The 23,094-nt window shown below is 44.9% G+C and carries 17 protein-coding genes; 5 read left to right on the forward strand and 12 right to left on the reverse strand.

The window, feature by feature from the left end; all coding sequences use genetic code 11:
• Nucleotides 1-78: 78 nt before the first annotated feature.
• The 5 genes from ACIZ62_RS17250 to ACIZ62_RS17270 all read right to left on the reverse strand — a co-directional run bounded on the left by ACIZ62_RS17250 (nucleotide 79) and on the right by ACIZ62_RS17270 (nucleotide 6,111).
• Nucleotides 79-1,710: a D-alanyl-D-alanine carboxypeptidase family protein gene (locus tag ACIZ62_RS17250; protein ID WP_414150750.1), complete on the reverse strand. Its 1,632-nt coding sequence runs from the start codon at nucleotides 1,708-1,710 to the stop codon at nucleotides 79-81.
• 129 nt (nucleotides 1,711-1,839) lie between these two features.
• A complete protein-coding gene (locus ACIZ62_RS17255; protein ID WP_414150751.1) occupies nucleotides 1,840-2,760 on the reverse strand; it encodes a DMT family transporter in 921 nt (306 codons plus the stop codon).
• A complete protein-coding gene (locus ACIZ62_RS17260; protein WP_414150752.1) occupies nucleotides 2,753-3,643 on the reverse strand; it encodes an AraC family ligand binding domain-containing protein in 891 nt (296 codons plus the stop codon). The genes ACIZ62_RS17255 and ACIZ62_RS17260 overlap by 8 nt, the downstream gene beginning before the upstream one ends.
• Before the next feature lie 86 nt (nucleotides 3,644-3,729).
• Nucleotides 3,730-4,536, reverse strand: a complete 807-nt coding sequence (gene fdhD / locus ACIZ62_RS17265; protein WP_414150753.1) for a formate dehydrogenase accessory sulfurtransferase FdhD — start codon at nucleotides 4,534-4,536, stop codon at nucleotides 3,730-3,732.
• Nucleotides 4,537-4,560: 24 nt separating this feature from the next.
• The gene (locus tag ACIZ62_RS17270) at nucleotides 4,561-6,111 is read right to left on the reverse strand and encodes a PucR family transcriptional regulator (protein ID WP_322519011.1); all 1,551 of its coding nucleotides are present in this window, start codon (nucleotides 6,109-6,111) and stop codon (nucleotides 4,561-4,563) included.
• Between the two features lie 303 nt (nucleotides 6,112-6,414).
• Between ACIZ62_RS17270 and ACIZ62_RS17275 the strand changes: the two genes are divergently transcribed.
• On the forward strand, nucleotides 6,415-7,575 hold the full coding sequence (locus ACIZ62_RS17275; RefSeq protein ID WP_322519010.1) for an iron-containing alcohol dehydrogenase: 1,161 nt from the start codon (nucleotides 6,415-6,417) through the stop codon (nucleotides 7,573-7,575).
• A gap of 36 nt (nucleotides 7,576-7,611) precedes the next feature.
• Entirely contained in the window at nucleotides 7,612-9,588 is a 1,977-nt protein-coding gene (locus ACIZ62_RS17280) for an FAD-dependent oxidoreductase (protein WP_414150754.1), read from the forward strand.
• A 74-nt stretch (nucleotides 9,589-9,662) separates the two neighbouring features.
• On the opposite strand, the gene ACIZ62_RS17285 is transcribed toward ACIZ62_RS17280, so the two are convergent.
• Both ACIZ62_RS17285 and ACIZ62_RS17290 read right to left on the reverse strand, forming a co-directional pair.
• The gene (locus ACIZ62_RS17285; RefSeq protein WP_414150755.1) at nucleotides 9,663-11,129 is read right to left on the reverse strand and encodes a histidine kinase N-terminal 7TM domain-containing protein; all 1,467 of its coding nucleotides are present in this window, start codon (nucleotides 11,127-11,129) and stop codon (nucleotides 9,663-9,665) included.
• Nucleotides 11,130-11,305: 176 nt separating this feature from the next.
• Entirely contained in the window at nucleotides 11,306-13,309 is a 2,004-nt protein-coding gene (locus ACIZ62_RS17290) for a serine hydrolase domain-containing protein (RefSeq protein WP_322519007.1), read from the reverse strand.
• Between the two features lie 389 nt (nucleotides 13,310-13,698).
• Between ACIZ62_RS17290 and ACIZ62_RS17295 the strand changes: the two genes are divergently transcribed.
• Nucleotides 13,699-14,580: a diguanylate cyclase gene (locus tag ACIZ62_RS17295; protein WP_322519006.1), complete on the forward strand. Its 882-nt coding sequence runs from the start codon at nucleotides 13,699-13,701 to the stop codon at nucleotides 14,578-14,580.
• 80 nt (nucleotides 14,581-14,660) lie between these two features.
• Here ACIZ62_RS17295 and ACIZ62_RS17300 read toward each other — a convergent pair whose 3' ends face one another.
• The gene (locus ACIZ62_RS17300) at nucleotides 14,661-14,909 is read right to left on the reverse strand and encodes a GlsB/YeaQ/YmgE family stress response membrane protein (RefSeq protein ID WP_322519005.1); all 249 of its coding nucleotides are present in this window, start codon (nucleotides 14,907-14,909) and stop codon (nucleotides 14,661-14,663) included.
• A gap of 373 nt (nucleotides 14,910-15,282) precedes the next feature.
• Between ACIZ62_RS17300 and ACIZ62_RS17305 the strand changes: the two genes are divergently transcribed.
• Nucleotides 15,283-15,951 carry a GTP pyrophosphokinase family protein gene (locus ACIZ62_RS17305; RefSeq protein ID WP_322519004.1) on the forward strand — a complete coding sequence of 223 codons (669 nt, stop codon included), beginning with the start codon at nucleotides 15,283-15,285 and terminating at the stop codon, nucleotides 15,949-15,951.
• 212 nt (nucleotides 15,952-16,163) lie between these two features.
• Nucleotides 16,164-16,652 (forward strand): rubrerythrin family protein, encoded by a 489-nt coding sequence (locus tag ACIZ62_RS17310; RefSeq protein ID WP_111888756.1) that lies wholly within the window; start codon nucleotides 16,164-16,166, stop codon nucleotides 16,650-16,652.
• A 95-nt stretch (nucleotides 16,653-16,747) separates the two neighbouring features.
• On the opposite strand, the gene ACIZ62_RS17315 is transcribed toward ACIZ62_RS17310, so the two are convergent.
• From ACIZ62_RS17315 to ACIZ62_RS17330, 4 genes are read right to left on the reverse strand one after another with little or no spacing between them, the layout of a single operon-like run.
• Nucleotides 16,748-18,892 (reverse strand): NHLP bacteriocin export ABC transporter permease/ATPase subunit, encoded by a 2,145-nt coding sequence (locus tag ACIZ62_RS17315; RefSeq protein ID WP_111888755.1) that lies wholly within the window; start codon nucleotides 18,890-18,892, stop codon nucleotides 16,748-16,750.
• Between the two features lie 3 nt (nucleotides 18,893-18,895).
• Nucleotides 18,896-21,097 (reverse strand): NHLP family bacteriocin export ABC transporter peptidase/permease/ATPase subunit, encoded by a 2,202-nt coding sequence (locus ACIZ62_RS17320; protein ID WP_111888754.1) that lies wholly within the window; start codon nucleotides 21,095-21,097, stop codon nucleotides 18,896-18,898.
• 16 nt (nucleotides 21,098-21,113) lie between these two features.
• Nucleotides 21,114-21,938, reverse strand: coding sequence for a biotin/lipoyl-binding protein (locus ACIZ62_RS17325; RefSeq protein WP_414150756.1), 825 nt, complete (start codon nucleotides 21,936-21,938; stop codon nucleotides 21,114-21,116).
• A complete protein-coding gene (locus tag ACIZ62_RS17330) occupies nucleotides 21,931-23,082 on the reverse strand; it encodes an ABC transporter substrate-binding protein (RefSeq protein WP_414150757.1) in 1,152 nt (383 codons plus the stop codon). Before ACIZ62_RS17330 ends, ACIZ62_RS17325 begins: the two co-directional genes overlap by 8 nt.
• Between the last annotated feature and the right edge of the window lie 12 nt (nucleotides 23,083-23,094).

Raw genomic sequence — 23,094 nt, forward strand, 5'->3', positions numbered from 1 at the left:
AAAACGGGAGGTGAGGTAGTCAAGCGTTGACTACCTCACCTCCCTTATTATTAAACCGAAAATGACCGGCCCGTTTTTTTAATAAATCCCATAAAACTCTTCCATCGTTTTGCCACTGTTGTAAATGGTGGTTGCCACCGGAACACCCAGGTAGCGGAGATGCCAAGGTTCATAAGCATACCCGGTAATATGGGTTTTTCCCTGGGGATAGCGAACAATAAACCCATATTCATGGGCGTGGTCTCTGACAAACTGACCTTCTGCTGTGGCACCAAAGCCTTCCACCAGATCAAAGGAAACGGTTGCCGATGTGACATCCATGGCGAGTCCCAATTGATGCTCACTCATTCCCGGCCGGGCACTGAGCAGTTCCGCCCCGGCCACCCCATACGTCTCCAGATGCCATTGATAAAGGGATGCCTGGGTCGCATAGGAGCGATACCCGGAAGAGCAGTAGAGGGTTAATCCTTGAGCACTGGCGCCATTAAAGAGCTTTATTAAATGCTGGGCGGCCTCAGCCCGGAGCTGGGTATCCCGGGTGGATGGCAAACTAACCCAGACCAGATCATCCGGAACATAATCCCGGGAGAGACTGTGGTTTTTATTAACCAACTGGGTCATCGAACCCAAGGCATTTTCTAAATTTTTGGGGCTACCTGATCCTTTTAGTTGGACCAGAATCCGAATCCCCTCCAATCTCAGGCCCAGACCTTCGGTTCCCGCACTTTCGCCATTCATCACCCAGGGCATCCATCCAAAACCTTCCACATAGGCGGCGTAATAAACTTCAAAAATATCGGCATTGGCACCGGTCAACTGGATTTGAATGCCCTCCAGACGGAGACCCTGATTCGAAGTCCCACTCATTTCGCCGTCCTGTTTGAAGCCCTGCCAGCCGACATTTTGGACATGGGTTTGATATTTTATCCCGACATTACTTTCAAAATTATCATTTTTAATTTCAATCGCTTCCAGGCGAAGATTCTGGCCGGTGGTTCCGCTTAATTCACCATTTTGTTTAAAGCCCTCCCAACCAATGTTCTGGATATGGGTCTGATAGGTCATTTGAAGATTTGTGGTAACAAACGGACGGTCTGTTGCACCCGGTGCCGGATCACCTTTCGGAACAACCATGATTTTGATCCCCTCCAGCCGAAAACCAAACCCTTCGGTTCCGGCACTGCTACCATTTTTGGCCCAATCCAGCCAACCAAAATTCTGGGCGTGAACCTGGTAGTAAAGATCATAATTCGCAGCCTCAACCCCGGTCAGTCGGATTTTGATGGCTTCCAGGCGAAGGGCCTGACCGGAGGTCCCGCTCATGGACCCATTTTTTACATAATTCTGCCAACCCATATTCTCCACATGGGTGGTATATTCCACCCCCACATCCGCGGTGACATTTTCCAGCTTCACTTCAATCCCCTCTAAACGGAGACCCTGTCCTTCTGTTCCGCTCATCACGCCATTGCTGACAAAACTCTGCCATCCGACATTCTGGACATGGGTGCGATAGGAACAGCCTATCGTAGCACTTGCCGCGGGCTCTGAAGTCGTCGCCTGACCCTGCGAATCCGAATTGATAGCGTTTTCATCATGTGCCGTACGATCCTCCGCTTTAACGCTACTTAACAGCGGCGTCATCCCCATTAATAAAGCCAGACAGAATAAACCAATCCATACGATTCTAATTGACCTTAATTTTAACATTTCATTCAACCTTTCTTTTATCAATCACATGTCATTTCATAAAAAAACATTCTCATAATTTATTCTATCATAAATCATGAGAATGGTCAGATAATTTGTTTTTTACTTGAATCATGTCTGCTGGACTTTTTAGCTACTCTTTTCGGGTTGTTCGCTCGTGCTTTTACCCGGGGCGCTCTGCTTTTCTGAAATGAACAATCCCAATAGCGTCAGTGTAATGCCCAGAACAGCCATTCCGGTAAGTCTTTCCTGCAAGACAATCACCGATGTTGCCACGGTGATTACCGGCACCAGATAAATATAAACTGCGGTCTTCGTGGCACCCAGACGCTTGACCGCGAGACTCCAGGTGACAAAGCAAAGTGCTGACGCCAGTAATCCCAAAAATAACATATTAATAAGATAAACCGGTTGGGCAAATGGTTTAAAACTCCAATTGAAATTAAAAAAAGGCAGGGCTGGCATCATAAATAATATCCCGTAAAAAAAGATCCGCCGGGTGGTTTGAATGGGGTGATAACCAAAACCACTTATCTTACTGGTGAGCACCGAATAAACTGCCCACACCCCGGCCGCCAGTACCGCCAGCAAATCACCAATGGGATTGAGTTGCAGCACCATGATCCCATTAAAGCTGATCAGAAAAATTCCCATGATGGCAGCAATAAAGCCGATGAAAAAATTCAGGCTCAGTTTTTCGCCAGCCAAAAACAAATGGGCCAAAATAGCCGTGAAAAAGGGCGCAATCGAAATAATCACCCCGACGTTGGATGCATAGGTATAGGTGAGGGCAATGTTCTCAAGCAAAAAATAAAGCGTTACCCCACACAGACCGGCGCCCATCAAAAGAACTTCCTCAAACCTGCTACGAATGCCCATTCGTTGCGGATAGACAAGGGTCAGGGCGATATACCCAATGGCGAATCGAAAAACCAGAATCTCGATGGGTGTAAAGACATCGAGTAAAATCTTTGTCGAAACAAAGGTTATCCCCCAGATAAAAATGGTAAACGCCGCAGCCAGATGGCCACTCAGTCGGTGTTCACGCATCAATTTTTACTCCCTTCGTCCCCATCTTTACCTTTCCAGATTTTTGAATTAGGGTTTGTAAAGTATTCGGGATAAAAATTTTCTGATATTGTTTGGGGGTAATTCCGATAAATTCTTTGAAAAAATTAGAGAAGTGACTCTGATCCGAAAAGCCCGTCTGGTGGGCTATTTCAATCGGTTCCACCCCCTTTTCCAGCAAGTGCTTAGCCTGATTGATGCGTACTGTCTCCAGATATCGATAGGGTGTGATTCCCTTTGTTTTTGTAAACGCCCGTACTAGATAATATTTGCCGCATCCGATTAAGGCACATAAATCATCTAATGAGATCCGCTCCTTAAAATGTTCTTCCAGATAATCACAGATCGTTTCAATGTCTTCATTGATTTCCACCCGGTCACGATCTGATTCCCAGTTTCCATATTCTTCCACCAGTTGTTCAATCAAAAATAGAAAGGCTTCGTCCTTGTTAAATTCTTTTTCTTCCTGCATCAACATTTGATGCAGTTCCGCTAGTGCCTTTACCTGCTCGCACCGACATACCACCGGCTGTTTAAAATAAAGCGTATCCTGCTTCCCGGTAATTTCTAAGACCACGTCCCTCATTATTTCCGGTTTGATGTTGATACACCGGTAGTCCAGGGGGGTTTCATCAATTTGTTCGCAAAAATGGTTGTCGTAGGGATTAAAAAGTAATAAATCTCCCGGACCGACCCGGTATTCTTTGTTCTTACAGGACAGTTTTCGCTGTCCACTTTCAATAAAGCCAATCACATAATGCTCATGAAAGTGATTGGGGAATTTTTGAATAATGCCTTTTAGTCGAAAGGCTTCTATTTTCAGGGTGTGATCATAACGCACGATCCGTTCTTCATGGTGTTTCATCACGCTACCTCCGTTTCTATCCCAGTGTAACATTGATCTGATTTAATCTCTTGGATGATATTGCAGTTACGAAAAAAAACAGGAAATTACTTTCCTGCGTAAAGGTTCATTCTTTTGCCTCTGACAAAGCCAATCAGGGTGAGATTAAACTGGCGGGCCAGTAAAACAGCTTCATCGGTGGGGGCTGAATGAGAAGCAATCACCGGGATTCGGCTTCTGATCGCTTTTATGACCATATCCGAGGGAATCCGACCGGTGGTAAAGAGGATCGCCTCACCAAGGTTTTGTTCTGCCATTACGGCCTGGCCAATGGCTTTATCCACCGCATTGTGGCGGCCAATATCTTCACAGATAAAAGCCAGTTCCCCGGCTATGCTCATGGCACAGCAGTGGGTTCCGCCGGTTTCGGCAAATAGTCCGGCATTTTGGTTACAGGCATTAGCCAGCATCAACACTGTTTCGTGGGACCAGTCATGGACCGGCAAGGGAAGCAGGCTTTTTTTATAAGCAGCCTGACGGATTTTTTGGTTATTGCCACAAGAAATCGAGTTGCTGCCAGTGTCATGGCTAATTTCTGGTAATACCAGCGGTTTGTTTAGCTGGACCTTAACGCGCTCCCCACTTTCGCAGACATAAATAAATTCAATTTCAGCAAAGTTTTCAATGTAGCCCTCACTGAGGAGAAACCCCATCACCAGGGCATCCAGTTTTTCTGGCGTGCAAACCAGCTTAAAGGCCAATTGATCGTTGATATAGGCGTTTAGATGATGTTCTACAATCACCAGATCAGTCATTTTTTCACCGATCAACTGATGATCTGCCTGTAGCCGTAATCGTTCGATTGAAAAATCTTCTTTTAAATTTAAACTGTGGGTTTCATTGATTATTTTCATCGCGCTTCTTTCTCCACTTTTTTACTATATACAATCGAGTATATCATCCACTTTCACGGAAAGTTGAATCTTAAACAAGGTTTCACTGTCAGATAAATCAAGATCGGTTATTTCAATGATCCGATTAATCCGATATTTCAGGGTATTATAGTGAATATGCAGACTTTTAGCCGTCAGGGTGGTGTCCTGATTATGATTTATATAGGCAACCAGGGTTTTTAAAAAACTGCTGCCTTTTTTCTCATCCAATTCTTTTAGCGCTCGTACCACCGGATGGATTAAATTCTTAATGTTTGTCTCACCTCTGAAGCTGAGGATCATATGGGGAATAATCAGTTCATCATAACTTCTGATACGACCCGGCTTCTTTAGCTGATCCCCTAAATTCAGCGCGTTGTGCGCCTGTTTATAGTGTTCACAAAAATCATAAAGATGATAAAATATTTTGCTGATCCCGGCAGTACAGTCATTTTCTTCCAGCAAACTCTCAAAAGAAGCCATTTCCCGTTCATTCTGGATTTCTTCTGTCATCGTGTCAAGCAAAATCACCAATTGTCCATTGTAAATAATCACCGTTTGACGATTAAAGAAATTCTGATAGATCCGTTTTAAATAATACAGGCGATCGTTGGTATTCTGGCGATTATCAATACGAATGACCAGAGCGAAGAGATTTTTATAGAGCTTCAACCCATAGATTCTTTCCCGTTCCTCAATGGCCCTGTGATCATACATTTTCTGATTCAAAAGGGCAATCAAGAAGGTATCACTAAGTGAACTCGCGACATGACTGCTACCACTTATGTGCGCCATCGTCATGGCCACCGCATGACACAGCATAATTAAAATTTCCTCATCACTTTCGCTAATCGGATGATGATATTCCAACAGTTTGAGATATGCCAGCGGGCGATTATTGTCTAAAACCCGGCCAACCAATTGGCGATGATTTAACAGACCGGTTTCCCAGATGACCAGCACCGTATCACCCTCAAGCATGTCCGTTTGAGAGTCGTCGGTCATCACTGAGCGGGCGTACTCTTTATTGACATATCCCTTAGAAAGGGTCCATTCCCAGAGCGGTTCATTTTCAATATTATTGCCTCCGGAATGGGCAATAAAACAAAGTGAAACGTCCACCAGAAGTAACGGATTACAAAGCATCTGATAGCCCAGATCGAGTAGTTGCTGGATGGTTGCGCCTTTCTGGCAAGCCTTTAGAATTTTTATTGAGCTGTCACCAACCCGATACTGATCCTCAAATAATTGTCTTATCTGTCTGACCACACGTTCCGGTTCCCACTCTTTATCGACCAGAATGGCATTGTTTTCGCGGAGTTGTTTTTCGTCCAGCGGCTCATTCTCAATGATGATAAAGTAATTCTTATTCCCCAGTGGCCGTCGGTAAATTTCTGACCCTTTTAGAACATAGACCTCGTCAGGCGATAAATCTGTGAGCTGCTCCGTAAAATAGTCAACGCCTTTAATCTCAATGTTTTCACCGTCGCCACTACTGATCATTTTAAGGGAACGGCCATTCAAGACCGAAATAATTTTTTTAAGTGTTACTGCCATCAGAACCACCTTACTATCTTTTCGAATTTAACCCATTATATCACGAGGTCAAATCCCTGTACATTAAGGTCTTAAATAAAAACCTTTAACCCTGGTCGCATCCATTGATCCCAACTACTTCTTTGTAATCTTTTACAATTTCACCATCTTATTCTTGTCAGTTTTTACAAGTTTCCTTTGTCGTCTGACTTCTTTCCGATCACAAAAATCTCAAACGCTCACAAAGACGAAAACGCTTGCAACTGATATACTGATAACAAAATAGGACTGACATGTCTTTAACAAAATCAAGGAGGATTTGAGATGGTACAACGATACACGCAATTATGTCCGGTCGCTTTCGGAGCAGGTGCCGTGAGCACAACTGGAGATGTGGCAAAAGAACTGGGATTCTGTAAGGTTTTAGTTGTAACCGATGAAAACGTTGAAAAATTGGGTCATATTCAAAAAGTAGTCGACAGTTTAGTGGCCGCTGGTATTGAGATGGTTTTATTTAACCGCAGTGAAATGGACGCACCGGATTACTCTGTTCAAGCCGGGGCCGCTCTTGCCAAAGGCGAAGCCGTCGATGGTATCATAGGTATCGGTGGTGGCAGCGTTCTGGATACCGCCAAGGGCATCAGTGCCCTCGCCGCAAATGATATAAACGTCGCCGAAATGCTCGATTACACCCGAAAAATGATGCCGCTTGCAAATCCATCGATGAAACTGATTTTAATCCCTACCACTTCCGGTACCGGATCAGAAAGCACCTTTGTTGCCGTCATCAGTGACACAACAACCCATGAAAAAATCGGCGTCCCTTCACCACCCAGCTTTGCCATTGTCGATCCGGAATTAACCCTGGGTATGCCGAAAGCAATCACCCTTTATACTGGTATGGATGCCTTGTCTCATGTATGTGAAGCCCTGACCAGTATTCAACCCAATCCCCATTCTGATGTACTTTGCTATGACACCATTGAGCGTATTTATAAGTGGTTGCCGGTGGCCGCCGATGAGCCCATGAATCTGGAAGCCCGGGAAAACCTGGCCCTGGCCAGCAACCATGCCGGCATTGCCTTTAATGATGCGATGGTCCATCTTGGTCATGCTATTGCCCACTCCCTGGGTGCAACCTACCACATTCCCCACGGTGTGGCCTGTGCCTTGGTAACGCCAGTCATTATTGAGCTGACGGCCCCGGTTTACCCTGACAAGATTAAAAAAATCGGTGCCTGTATGGGCCTAACCGTGTCATCAAAAGAGCCTCAGGAAATCGGTCTGGCAGTTGCCAACCACCTGCGGGCTTTTCAAAAAGAACTGGGCCTGCCAACCTTCAAAGAACTTGATCTCACCCGAGAGCAGATTCTTGGCTGCATGAGTTATGTCGCCAATGAGGGACTACGCTTCCTCTGCCCAGTTCCGGTTACCGAAGCGGTAATCACCGAATCCCTGGGCAAGCTTTATGATTCTTATCAATAACTTTCTGTCACTTTAAGATTAAAAAAGGAGAACACGATGTCATTTGAAAATCTTTTATCACCAATTAATATTGGCACCCTAAAACTTAGAAACCGGGTGGTCATGGGTGCCATGGGCTCAGGAACAGCCCATGACAACGCCACTGTTTCTGAATGCGAATGCGCCTATTATGCCGAGCGCGCCAAAGGCGGCGCTGGCCTGATTATTACCGAAGTCACCCGGGTCAACAACGAAACCGGTGTAATGATGCCGCGGCAAACCTCGGCAGCCACCGATGACTGCATCCCCGGGCTGACAAAACTGGCCCGAGCTGTTCATTTTTACGATGGCGCCATCTTTATCCAGCTGCACCATCCCGGCCGTCAAACCGACAACATGGCGATCGGTGGACGTGCGACCATTTCCCCCAGCGGCATCGAGAGTATGCTGACTCAGGCTGAATGCCGGGAAATGACCAATGCCGAAATCAAAAGCTTTGTTCAGGATTATATCAATGCCGCCGAACGCTGCTACAAAGCTGGGATCGACGGGGTTGAACTCCACGGTGCCCATGGCTACATGCTCAATCAGTTTATTTCACCGCTGACCAATAAACGAACCGATGAATATGGTGGCAGCACCGAAAACCGTGCTCGCGTTATTAAAGAAATTATTGAAGGTATTCGTGAACGAGTAGGGCGGGACTACCCGGTGATGCTGCGGATCTCAGCAGATGAATTTCTGCGGGAATCGATGTTCCCCTTTTCTGAAGACGGCCTGCTGCTTGATGAAGCGATAGAAATCTGTAAATATCTGGTCCCCTTTGGTCTGGATGCGATCAATGTCTCCGCTGGTATTTATGAAACTATGAATCAGGCCTGGGAGCCGATTTCTTTTGCTGAAGGCTGGAAGATCTACCTGGCCGAAGCCGTTAAAAAAGCGGTAGATGTACCGGTCTTTGGCGTTGGTGTAATCAGAAACCCTGAGTTTGCCGAAAAAATCATTGCCGAAGGTCGGGTCGACGGGGTTACCATCGCCCGGGGTTTACTGGCCGATCCCGATTGGGTCAATAAGGCTGCCGCTGGGCAAGTCGATGAGATCCGCCGCTGTATTTCCTGTCTGAACTGTATGGACTCAATGATAGCTAATGGGATGAAGGGCGAACCCTTTGCCTGTGCCATCAATGCCCGGGCTGCCCGGGAATGGTTCTACAACGATGACCGCCGCGATGGTGATGGTCGTTTAGTGATTGTTATCGGTGGCGGGCCAGCGGGAATGGAAGCCGCTAGAAAACTAGCGCAGCGCCAATTCAAGGTCGTCTTATTTGAGAAAAATAGTGAGCTGGGCGGGCAGCTCTGCTTAGGCAACAAACCGCCCCACAAAGATAAAATCAACTGGCTGATTGATTATTATAAAACGCAACTCGCAAAGCTCGGTGTGGATGTCCGCCTCAATACCCCAGCAACCCATAATGCCATAAGCGCCCTCGATCCTTATGCCGTCTTTGTGGGAACCGGTGCCGAAGCCATTGTTCCCCAATCGATCAAGGGTGTTAAAAAAGCCCATGTCTGTACCAGTTCTGATATTCTTTCCGGGAAGGTAACCTTAACCGGTAAAAAAGTAGCTGTCATCGGCTCTGGCATGACTGGGGTGGAAACGGCTGAACTGTTAGAAACCCAGGACAACGAGGTCTTTGTGGTGGAAATGGCGGATCGCATCGGACCCGATGCCAGCTGGCAGAGTTTCAGCGATGTCCAAGCCCGACTGATGCGCTTCGGCACTGTTTTTATGCCAGCTCACAAACTGGTTGAAATTGAAGATCAGTCCATTAAATTAGAGCAACCAGATGGCCAACATATTGACCTCGCTGTTGATCATGTGGTTCTATCCCTCGGTGTCAAAGCAGATCAGACCCTGGCGGATGAAATCCTTAAGAACTTTGACCGTGTCGAAAAGATTGGTGATGCCGCCCAAGTCGGCCGCATTGCTAATGCCGTGGAAACCGGTTTTGTTGCCGCTTATCATTTAGTTTAATACTTAAATATCACACTATTAGTCTTGATATAAAAATTGGCGAATACCATAAGGTATTCGCCAATTTTTTGTGATTAATATTTTACCGCCGTTTCCTCTGAAACCAGAGCATTTCGCCCGGCATTTTTGGCCTGATACAAAAGCTTATCAACCAGATTCATGGTACTGCTATAATTTCCCTTTTCGTAAGCGCATACGCCAATGGAGACCGTACAAGGAACTTGGGTTTGCCGGAATTGAAAAGCCTCTTTGAATTTATTGCCCCGTCTTTTGGCATTTTCAAGGGTTTCCCCTTCAATAATGACAGCAAACTCTTCGCCGCCATAGCGACAAACCACACCGTCGGAAAAATGTTCATTTAAGCACTGAGCCATTTCACGAAGAACCTGATCCCCGGCAGGGTGCCCATATTGATCATTGACATTCTTAAAATGATCAATATCCAATAACATGACGATCCCCTCCTGCTTAAGCAGATCAAAACAATCCACAAAATGCCGACGATTATAGAGTTTAGTGAGTTGATCGGTAATGGCCAAAAGCTCAACCTGTTTTTTTGCCTCGATTATTTCGGTCACATCGGTAAAAACCACAATGGTCCCATGACGTTTGCCAATCGGAATCAGACGAACCTGATAATGCTTATCACCCATCGATAGCGACTGCGGTTGGTTTATTTTAAGAAGCTGCGCCAACACTGTAAAATGTCCAACTGGGTCTCCCAGCTTAATTTGTCCCAAGGTTCCAAACAAACTACGGGTGGCCTGGTTCATTTTTAAAATATAGCCCTCACAATCCACTACAATCACAGCTTCATCAATGGTATCCAAAATCATTTCATGGGTTACTTCACTAAAAAAAAGAATATCGTAACGATAGATGCCACTGGCAATCAACACACTTAAAAAAACAAATGAAAAAGGAAGCAGATCAATTTCGCCAATTCCCCATCCCATCAAATAAATCGTACTCGTAATCACTGGTATCGCCATTCCTGCCAAAACCAGACCAACTCGCCTTCGCGATACCCCCCGGGTTTTGAGTAACCGATTGATCAGAACCACCATTGCGTATCCCATTGCAAAATAAAGGGCGGCAACCTGAATCTTATACCATAAACCCTTTTGGGTTACCAAAACACTAAATCCAAGTTCCGTATCCACCTCCAGATTAGCATAGTATAAATAATGTGTGGTATTGGATTGAACCATAAAAAAGGTGATTATACAAATGCCTAAAACAACTGCCATTACATAGGTATTGGCAAATCGCCGCTCGCCAGCATAGGTTCTGGTAAACCATAAAATAAGGATCGGATAGAAGGCCGCCCCAATATACTCGACCCGAATCCAATTGTAGATGCTAGCCAAATCTGAACTTAGCAACTCCATTCCATAAGCATAACTATGAATCGCCAAGGCAAACATCAACAGTGAAATCGCCTTGACCCCGGCAATATCCCGATGACGAAATCCGATTATCCCCAGAATTACCTGAACCAGAGATGAAATTATCAATAACGTACTGAGTGCTACATTCATCTATTCTCCCATTCCATTCAAACGATGTCTAAAACTGACGTTATCCAAAGCACCACCAACTACCCGCTATTTTATTCCGTCTTTTTAATTGTCGGCGGTTGCCAGGTCCCATCAAGCACCGTCTCCTGGGGCAGACAGAGTAACTTTGTGGTTTTCTTCATGACAATTCCCTTTCTTTAAAAGCGATACTGGTACTCAAATTGATCACCGTCGTTCGCGATAAACATCACATAGGAGCCGGCAGCGACCGGGACATCTTCAATCGCCGCATACATCGTATCATAAGCTACTGCCACAGCGGGATCATAAATCACGACCCGACTACCCTCAGGCAGGGTTACTCCAAAGCTACCATCGGCATCCAGCCTTTTGACGATATTTTCGCCGGTATCCCCAATAGCGATTTTTTCGCCATTCTGAAGACTTGGGACCACGGCGACATCCAGTAAGGTATAACCCATGGCTGTCATCGTTGTTTTTCCGTTTTCTTCTTTAATCATAGGTTCGACCAAATCCCGGGCATAAGCCAGATTCATGAACGCGGTATTTTCATCCTTTAACGGATAAGGTGTATAACCACCATCACTGCCGAAATAAATATACCCGGGAAACTCCGGTAAGCTCCCGGTCGTTGCGGAAAACGCATAAAGATCGATGGCACTGAGACTCACTGGAATCCAGGCTTTACCTTCAAAACGGCTGGTATCAACGGGATTATTGGCGGTAATATCTTCGGCGGTAACAATTGAATAGTCCGCATTACTCAGAGACTGGAGCACCAGTTTTTTTCCGAAGCTTTCTGATAATGACATCCGATGATCATTTTGCATATCAAAATATCCGTCGCCAGTATAAGGATAGCTTCCAGCCGTAACAAAAGCTTTACCATCAAAGCGCTTATACTCAAGGGTATTTTTTTGCTGATCAAACTCAATTTTTATGATACTGCCACTGGTTCCATAATATCCGGCAAAATCGAGAATTTCATTGGGAATGGGTGTCGCTGCAATGGTTTTTGTGTCCTCTGCGGCTTTTTCCGGAATAATACCTTTTTCTTCTAATAACGTCTGCGTAATGCTATTGGCAACGCCGGTTACATCCGCTACTCCAGCAAAAATTAATGCAACCGAAAGATTTTCTTCAGGAATCACGTAAAGCTGGGAATTAAACTGGAGGGTTCCACCGTTTTTACTGACCACGTGAACACCCTCTTCGGCAAAGGCGGCCACTGAAACCATATCCCAACCCAATCCGTAGTTAGTTATGGGTGTTCCCGACGGTACTGTTTCTTTTGCATATTGGGGGCTGGTATATTCGGTAAAAGACTCAGCGGTCATTAGTTTGTCACTTAACAACGCGTTGCTAAAACGGCATAAATCTGCCGTCGTTGCGGAAATTCCACCGGTTCCCATCAAATTGATAATTTCTGACGGGAGGGCCAACCCATCGTCATTGCTATACTGCCAGGCGATGTTTGCATTTCCTTTCGCAAACGAACAGCTACTATTACGCATACCGGCTTTTGCAAAAATATTTTTATCCATGTACGCCGAATAACTCTGGCCGGACATTTTTTCAATCAGCACCTCAGCCAGGGTAAAACCATCGTTGCAATAAACACTGACCACCCCGGGATTCTCCTTTAATGCACTGTTAGCCAGATAATCCATAAAGTTTGCCAGAAAATCCGGATCTTCGGCTGTTGCAAAGCCATTCGGCATAAACGTCCCTGGTAGCCCTGACGAATGATTGAGTAGCATTCGCACCGTGATATCCTGATATCGGCTGTCTTGCATGGTAAAGTCCGGGAGGTAGTCCACCACTGGTTTGTCCAGCTCAAGCACCCCTTCTTCGACCAGCTGCATAATGGCCGCTCCGGTGAACACCTTGCTGACTGAACCGATATTATATTGGGTACTGGTATCTACAGCCAGCGCCTCCACCCGATTAGCCATGGCAAACCCCTCTTCATAGACAATTTTGCCATTATCCATGATCGCAATGGTCGCACTGGATGCCCCTCTTCCAATAACTTCCTTCCAAATTTCAGTCCGGGCCGTGGCAATTGTTTTTTCATAGCTCTGGTTCTGGCTTTGTGAAGAGGTTGTGGTGCATCCCGACACAAAAACAAGAAATAACAATAAACTGAGGAGAACACCTGCTAATCGTTTTTTTAACATTTTCTTCATCCTTTCAAAAATCATATAGCGTTTTTCACTATTTCTTTTTTTACCCTGATTCAATTGATTTATCAATTATTCTATCATAAAAACTAAGCGAAAAAGCACTGAAATTTTAACCGTCTTGTTAATTTTTTATTTGCAATACGTAATTAAAAAGGAGCCAATCGCTTTGTGTCGATGATTGAGCTTAACCTAAACGAAAATCTATTTCCCGATCTGACTTTAAGCTTCTCTTGATCATTTAGGTTGTTCCCTTTATAATCACTTTTCCTAAGGCACGAATAAATAAATTGATGGGTTAAAAATTTACTGCAAAAATACCAATCTCAGGCTATAATAAGTATTAGTTAGACGCATAAATCTTTAAATTCTCTGGAGGTACTTCCATGAAGCTGGATAACGAACAATACCGGATCATTGTCGAGTCATCCCCCAATATGATCTGGCGCGCTGGTACCGATACCTTGTGCAATTACTTTAACACCACCTGGCTGAACTTTTCAGGCAAAACCATGGCAGAAGAAGTCGGAACTGGCTGGGCCGAGGGCGTTCACCCGGAAGACTTTGATATGTGCCTAAAAATATATTTAGACGCCTTTGCCAAGCAGGAATCTTTTGAAATGGAATACCGACTTAAACGCAGCGATGGCGTCTATCGCTGGATTAATGACCGGGGTGTTCCCTATTATCTTAATGATCATGAGTTTGCCGGATACATTGGCAGTTGCATGGATGTAACCGACAAGGTGGAAGGTCAAAAGATGCGGGATCTTGCCCAACGGGACGGTCTGACCCGGATCTACAGTCGTCAATATTTTGAACAGTTGGCCAATATTGAATTTTCCAAAGCCAAACGCTTTCAATCCGATCTTTGTATTGCCATGATCGACATCGATAAATTTAAGTGTATCAACGATACCTATGGCCATCATGCCGGGGATCTGGTGCTAAAAACTGTCGCCCAAACCATTAACGACAGCATCCGGACTTTTGACCTTTTTGGTCGCTATGGTGGGGATGAATTTGTATTGCTGATGCCAAATACGAATTATGCCAAAGCCGCCAGCATCATTTCCCGATTACAAGATAGTTTGGACACCATCGCCATTACTTATAATGACGCCCTTATCCACGTCAGTGCCAGTTTTGGTTTATACCAGATGCATGATGAGGAAATCCTTGAGAAGGTTATCATCGAAGCCGATAAAAAGCTCTACGAAATAAAAGAAAATCTCAAAAATAATCAGGCTAACCGTTCATATGATTAACCTCTTTTTTAATGCTCAAAAAAGTGGGGAAGAGATTATCTCTTTCCCCACCAATTGAACCTTATACATAATCAAGTTAATTATTTCGTAAACAAATTAATAATTACCAGCAGGATTACCGCTCCCACGCAAGCAACGAAAATACTCCATAAATTAAATCCGGTTACGCCTGTTGCTCCGAAAAAGCTAAATACAAAACCACCGATCATTGCTCCCAAAATTCCGACCACAATATTTTTAATAAGTCCCATCTTTTCATTGTTTTTAGTCAGCATGCTGGCCAGCCAGCCGGCTAAACCGCCAAGTATTATCCAAGTTAAAATTCCCATAAGTTCACTTCCTTTCTTACTTCTATGTACTATTATACCCACTTATTTTAGAATAAATCATGCAACTCGTTGGGTGTCACAGTAAACCTCTTCAACTTCAAAAATAGAGTTTCTTCCTCATTACTTATCTTAAGTATTTTTTCACTTTCACCTGTTTTTTAAAATGCACCTAAGGTTTCAGATGTATAATCACAAACTGTAGACTTTATTTAATACTAACCGCATCTATTAAATGCGTTCATCATTGTTGAGATACTTGTTAGCTCACCAGCCTTCATTGATATTGCGACGTTTCCCTATTCCTTGTTTAAAGCTTACTTATTGACACGACTAACTATAGAAAGGCACTTTTACTCTTAAGTGATAAAAAACAATGCAAATTAATTCAACCGAAGCACCCTTTTCTGAAGACCTGGATATTAACGGAAATTTGAAAGAGTTTCTCCTGCAACAACAGATTTATCGGGCTGCCATTAAAGAAATTAAAACCAAGCTTGAGATCCTGGATGAAGAATTTCAGGCCAGATATGATCATAATCCGATTCATCACATGGAGTATCGACTAAAAGCACCTCAGAGCATCGCCGAAAAAATGCAAAAAAAAGGGCTGGAGATCACGCCAGAGAATATCCGTAAAAACTTGACTGATATTGCCGGGGTTCGGGTCATCTGTAACTATCTAAATGATATTAACCATATTGCTAACCTGTTAGTCCGTCAAGATGATATTACCCTGGTCCGAAAAAACGACTATATTGCTGAGCCGAAGAAAAATGGCTATCGCAGCCTCCACCTGATTGTTCTGGTGCCGATTTTCCTGGCTGAACGAACTGAATCTGTGCCCGTTGAAATCCAAATTAGAACCATTGCGATGGACTTCTGGGCCAGTCTTGAGCATCACCTCAAATATAAAGCGCATAGCGATATGTCTGAAGGTCTCCGGGAACGGCTTAAATACTGTGCCGAGTCGATTACCCGACTTGATGAGGAAATGCAGATGATTTATGAAGAAATCACCATCGACGACTGCGATCAAAAATAATAAAAGCCGAAGCGATTGCTTCGGTTTTTTATTTATACATTTTTTAAATTTTATTGACATCTCAATTTATCTATGGTATCTTATTTATAATGATTACTGTTTAGAAATCATTACTCAAAAATGACGTTTGATTATCAAGGCTGGAACGATTCCTTTTCTGACCCTTGACTACTCAAACTGCCTAATTTAAAAATTAATATGGAGGAAAACAAATGTCAAAAACATTAAACAATCTTATGGAGGCCTTTGCCGGAGAATCTCAGGCAAATAGAAAGTACACAGCTTATGCAAAGAAAGCGGAAGCAGATGGAAATATCAATGCTGCTAAATTATTTAAAGCCGCATCTGATGCCGAAACCTTGCATGCCCTGAAGCATTTTGAAGTTGCCGGAAAGATTCATACAACGGCAGAAAACCTTAAAGATGCCGTCGCCGGAGAAACCCATGAGTATACCGAGATGTATCCTGACTTTTTAAAAGAAGCCGAAGCTGAAGGAAATAAAGAGGCGATCAAGACCTTTACCTTTGCTATGAAAGCAGAAGCTGTTCATGCCCGACTGTATCAGGAAGCCCTTGAAAATTTGGATCAAACCGAAGAAGTCTTTTACTACCTCTGTCCACTGTGCGGCAATATTGAAAAAGCAGTTCCCGATAAATGCGTCATCTGCGGCGTTCCCGGAACCAGCTTTATTAAGTACTAAAAATACTAAATCTAATGCATTTCCTAACTTGAAGAAGACCAGAAGAATCTCACCGGCTGATCGGCCGAATTCTTCTGGTTTTTTTGTTGCGTTTATCAGACCAGTTGTCTTTTGGCATATTTATAAAAATACGCTTCTTTTTTCATCAGTTCATTATAGGTGCCTTCTTCGACGATATTGCCTTTTTCCAGAACCAGAATCCGGTCGCAATTCATAATCGTACTAAGCCGATGAGCAATAACAATCCGCGTGGCATCGAGATTTTTCATGCTTGCTGAGACAATCTGCTGGGATCGGTTATCCAGGGCGCTGGTGGCTTCGTCAAAAAAGATAATCGCCGGACTGGCTGCAATGGCTCTGGCGATCAGCAACTTCTGCCGCTGTCCCCCTGATAGGGTTCCCGCTCCTTCGGCCACCATCGTTTTAAGACCCATGGGCATTTGCCGGATTTCTTCATCCATGCCTACTTTTTTAAGCAATTCCCAAACATCATCTTCGGTTAATTCCTTTTTTGAGCCGGCAATATTCGATAAGATATCCCCGGGGATTAGCTGGCTGTCCTGGAGCACCACCCCCATTTGCTTTCTGATTTCTCGAATATCAACACTTTCCAGATCAAATCCGCCGCAGTAAATACTGCCGCTCGTCGGTTTTTCAAACCCCAGCAGCAAACGTAACAGCGTTGATTTGCCACTACCGGAGGCCCCAACAATGGCCACGTATTCGCCATGTTTGATGTTGAAACAAATATTATCAAGAATCGTTGCGCCGCCCTCATAATAAGAAAAGTACAGATGATTTATTTCGATATCACCCTGAATTATTCCCGGCGTGGTTTTAAAGCTGTCCACTTCCGGAACGCCATTAATGATCGGCTTGGTATTTTCATATTGTGGTACTACACTATTGATCGAAATCAAGGTTTGAACCAATCCCAGCAGGGAGGATATAAAAATCATAAAGGCCGAATTGATGGCCACAAACCCCCCCGAAGAAATGCCGTTCACACTCACGTAGTAATAAATCACGCACATCGAAAGGGTTGGTAAGGCAATCGTTGTAAGCCTAAGTAGTGCCATCAGCTGCCCTCTTTTATACTCCACCTTGCGCTGTTTGGCATACGCCCTCACCCATTTCAAGTAAGACCGGCTTTCCGCCCCAGCCACCCGTAACCGGGAAACCGAGGTGATCAACTCAAACACCATTCCTGAAATATCATTGGACATCTCCAGAGAAGCCCGCTGGCATTTCATTTGCATTTTTCCGATGACCAGGGTGATTGCTACACTGATGGCAGTTAACCCCATCGCAAGCAAACCAATGGTCGGACTAATCGTAAAGATATATAATCCATTGATAATCGAAAACGAGCTGGTAATGATCATGGTAATCACATTAACTGAAAGGATTTTTTGAATCATCGCAAAGCCGGTGGCCCGCATCGCCAGAGCTCCGGATGAATACTGTTTAAAAAAGGACGCCGGCAGCGATAAGAGTTTGTCCAACAGTGAATTCTGCAAAATCGATAACTTACCTTGGATTCGAAGGACACTGATGTTTTGAACCATCGTAAACAAACCGCGGCTGATGGCGACTGCCACCAGGATAAACCCCACCACCCAAATCGTCACTGACTGGTTTTGGGGAATCCAAACGTTAAAGGTCTCCTGCATTGCCATTGCCGGTAGCAGCGATAACAGCGCGGTCACCACCGCCAACACCAGGGTCCAGATTAGATCTCGCCGTGAGAACAGTTTTATGCCCAATTTTACCATGTCAAAAAAAGAAACGGGTTCCTTGGGTAAGGGCGGATAAAAGACGTAGGCTCGGGGAAATTCCGACTCGGCATCCACTTCTTGTGGCTTTTTATCAACGCTCCAACACCGATAGCGGTTAGGGGATTGGGGGATCAGAGCGACCGGCTCTCCTGCTGCGGTAAAGGCCAGCATCGGGCCATTGTCGTTTTTATACCAATCCGCTTTTAACTCCACCAGGCGAAAACGAAAACCGGACTCATCAGCAATCAACTTAAACGGATCCCCGCCACTTAGCTTCCGGAGCGGTGGGATTTTTACGGCGATGCCCATCGCTTCGGCGACCTTGCTTACCGCTGCAATCAAGGGACTATCATCCAGGGTAGTCGCCGCCTTTTTAGGGGTCAAAACACGATCAAATGCTTTTTTGGCACTGTTATCATACTTTTTGTTGATCTGTCTGATTTCTTCTAATTTTTTTGCCATCTTTTATCCCTCAGTTCTGATCAAACTTGCGTACTCGCCGCCTAAAACCATCAATTCTTCATGGGTTCCCCGCTCTTTGACAACCCCACCGCTTAGCACGATAATCTCATCGCAATCCCGAATCGTCGATAACCGATGGGCTACCAGAATGGTACTGATGCCGCGCTTTTTGATATTTTCACTGACTTCTGCTTCGGTGGCGGTATCTAAGGCACTGGTGGCCTCATCCATGACCAGAATCCGGGGATTTTTGCATAAGGCCCGGGCGATTTCCAGTCGCTGCCGTTGGCCCCCACTTAAGTTTTTTCCGCCTTCGCTTAAGATGTGGTCAAAGGCATTGGGCAGCGCCAGAATATCCTCATAAATACAGGCGTCTTTGGTGGCCTTTATCACATCCTCAACGGCAATGGTTTCATCCCACATGGTAATGTTATCCAGCACCGAGGCTGAATACATCACAATTTCCTGATCCACTGAGCTCATCGTATTGACCCGTAGTTCGGCTGGAATCGCTTTAATATCAATACCATCAATGCGTATTTCGCCGCTCCAGGGCTGATAAAGGGTGGTAATCATTTTAGCAATCGTCGATTTACCGCTTCCCGATGAACCGACCAGGGCAATCGAACCGCCAGCCCGAAGTTTCAGGTTCAAGCCCTCTATAATCGGATCTGAGAGTCGGTTATAGCCAAAGGTTAAATCCCGGATCTCAATCTCACCTTCTAATTGATCACAATCAAAGCCATCGAGTGAAAGCTTTTCTGATTCCAGGGCGATATCTTCGGGATATTTTTCCACATCATCCAAGCGCGCAATATCGGCGATCATCCCCTGCAAGGCGGCACTGGTACTGACCAGCTCGCTCATTGGCTGAGTAAAGCCCGTCATCAGCGTGTTAAAGGCCACAAAAGTACCAATGGTCATCGCTCCCATTAACACGTACTCGCTACCGATGGTAAAGATCAGGGCTGTTAAAATCGAAGTCATCAGGGTGGGTAAAACGGAGATCACGGCTTCCATCCGACCCATACGCTGCTCCACCGCCAGGGTTTCGGCACTGAGTCCGGCGATGCGGGTAAAGAAGTTATCTTCTTCTCCAATCGATTTTATGGTTTCGATCGATTTTAGATTGACCATGATCCAGCCAATCGATTTGCCCTGATACTGGAGTAACACCCGGTTGTTATCGGCATTCTTTTTAGCTGTATATTGCAGCAAGAAAATATTGATCCCGGTGATCACAATGCCGATTAAGGTTAACACAACATTGTACTGAAAAAGCAGGATTAAATACAAAAATGCAGTAACCAGATTGACCAGAATACGAGCCAGATTGCTTGATAACGCCGTTGCCACGGTATTGATGCTTTGCATCCGGCTATTGATATCCCCGGATTGGCGCTGATTAAAAAACTCTACCGGCAAGCGGAGGACGTGACGAAGATAAGTACCCGCACTGTCAATGGCGATATAGTTCTCCATCCGCACCAGCGCGTTCTCCTTTAACCAATTGAGAATGGCCTGGAGCACCACCGTGTTTAAGAGGATAAAAATAAAAATCAGGATATCAAATTTTTCGGTATTATCGAGGTAATAATCGACAAATATTTTTGCATAATTGGCAATAATCAGACCGGGAATAACTAACAATACCCCCAACACCAGGGCATAAAGCAAGGGTGAAATACCGGTTTGAGAAAGGCGTTTAAATAGTGCCTTCCAGACATCGGGCTTTTCTCCGGCCTTTTTAAATTCCGGTCCCGGCCGGGACTCAATCACTACCCCAGTAAACATCTGTCCCAGTTCTTCTGGAGTGATTACCCGCTTTCCTGAAGCCGGGTCGCACAAATAAACCTTGTCGTTCTTAAACCCTTCCAGAACAACAAAGTGACTAAAATCCCAGTGAATAATCACTGGCATTTGCATTTCTTTTAACTTATCCACCGTACAGACAAAACCCTGGGAATTAAGACCATAAAGTCGGGCAGTCCTGGCAATATTTCCGGCCTTTACCCCGTCCCGGGATACTCCGCAATCAATCCGAAGCGTCTCGAGGGTTTCATAGCGCCCATAATAGGCCAAAATCATCGAGAGCGAGGCGACCCCGCATTCGACCGCTTCCATTTGCAAAACCACGGGTACCCTGGCTATTTTAGGCCGTTTTTCTTTCTCATCCCGACTTTTCTCTGCTTCTGATTTCGTCATGCGTCTGGCCGCCTTTCTAGGAGATAATCATATCAATGAGATATAAGCGATCTGTAAAAATGATTGCACTGGCAGAGGTTCCCGTCGTGATTTCACCACTAAAACCGTTGTTTTTTTTGGTCCAGATATAATTCCTCTGATCATCCACCTTGGGATCAATAATAATTTGCATTTCCAGCGGATTTTCTTGATCCTGAGTCAAACCGCTCAGCTGAACACTTCGTACAATCCCTCTTAAATAGCCATAGTCATCGGTGGATGCCGATTCAACCGCAACAAAGACCGGATCGCCTTGCTTAACATTAATGGCATCTTCATAGCTGGAATAAGCCAGCACCACCACGGTGGTGTCTTCATTTTCCCGTTTGACAATTTGACACAGGGTCGAGTTTTTCGGTAAAAATGCCCCATCTCCAAAATTTAGTCCCGCTATCATCCCGCTTTCCATCGCTACAATCATCGTTTGTCGCTTAAATCTGCTCTTTTCTTCCTCTGTCAGCACTGCTCCACTCGTGATCTGAGCTGCTGTGTTCTCGACAGTCACAACCCCCAGCAGATCTCCTCTTTTCACATAATCGCCATCGGAAACACTCAGCTGGGTCAGAATCCCTTCATTTTCAACCACTACTTGGGCCGTTCCCTCACCATAAGATACAACGGCGTCGAGGGTGGTGGTGATATTAATCGGAACAGTCATCGAATAAATAACCACGCAGACTAAAAAAATGATAATTCCCAGTAGAATCAGCAGGTTCCCCGGACCGATAACGGTCATCAAAGCGGCGTGTTCACTTTTTTTGGTGTTTTTATCCTCTTTGTTCTGAAAAATGGATTTACTCACCGCTTTGTCCTCCCCCCGTCAAATTTTCCCTGGGCACCAATTGATCATTGATATAAATCTTTTGAAATACCGGAATCCCATCAATCAACCGTTTATCAAAGTCTAAACTGCCATAGACCGTCTCAAAACTGTTTTCTTCCAACACTTTTATTATCGTTTCTACTTCCAGACTCTGGGCCGCACTCGCCGCATCTGCGGCCAGATGCAGCGACATATAGGCTTGGGCGGCTGGCACATCCGGGTTCTTCCCATAAGCTTTCTGATAAGCCTTAATAAATGCCGATTCCCGGCCAGCCGCGGCGGTATTGTTAAAATAACTGGTAACCTGGGTCAGATTTTTCATGTTCGTAGGAATAACATAGGGCTGAATCTCAATGTCATAGCTGGCAAAAATTGGCCGGGTATTACCGGTTTTTTCCAGATACTCATAAAGCACCGTGATGTCATTTCCGACACAGGCGGTGACAATCGCCTGGACCCCCAAACTGTCCCATTTTTTTAGATAATAACGAAAATAATCAAGATTTGGCAGATAAGAAACTGCATCGACAATTTCAATGCCCACTTCAGCACCATGTTCTTCAACTTTTTGAATAAAATCTTTGCCATAGGTATTGCCGGCGCTATGAACAACCGCGATTCTTTGGATTCCCTGGGTGGCCATACTTCTTACCATTTCATCGGCCATGGCGTCATCCGATGGCGCGCAGAGATAGGCGCCTTCATTTTCAGGGCGATTCAATTTTGAACTGGCAATAATGGGCGCAAAAAGCAGCTTGTTATTCTGCTTATAGATATTCCCGACCTTTAGCACATCATCGGTGCTTCGATGTCCGATAACAATTGGAAAACCTGCTTTTTCGGCAATCCGGGTAGCCACTTCGACCGCCGTATTGGTGTTGTTGCCGTCATCATTGTAGTTGATTTCGATCGGTTGGTTAAGGATTCCGCCCTGATCATTGATTTCCCTGGCGGCCAGTTCAATGCCATTTTTGAAGGAGGCACTGTATTCCTGGGAGAACGGATAAACCACATCCACTGATAACTTACCGGTTTCTTTGACCGTGCTGGTACAGCCAAAACAAAGCAACCCGCCAATAACCAGAACGCCCAGGGTGGATAATATTATCCAATTTTTTTTCATGTCCCACTCCTT

The sequence above is a fragment of the Acetobacterium carbinolicum genome (assembly GCF_047456275.1).
GTDB lineage: Bacteria > Bacillota > Clostridia > Eubacteriales > Eubacteriaceae > Acetobacterium > Acetobacterium carbinolicum.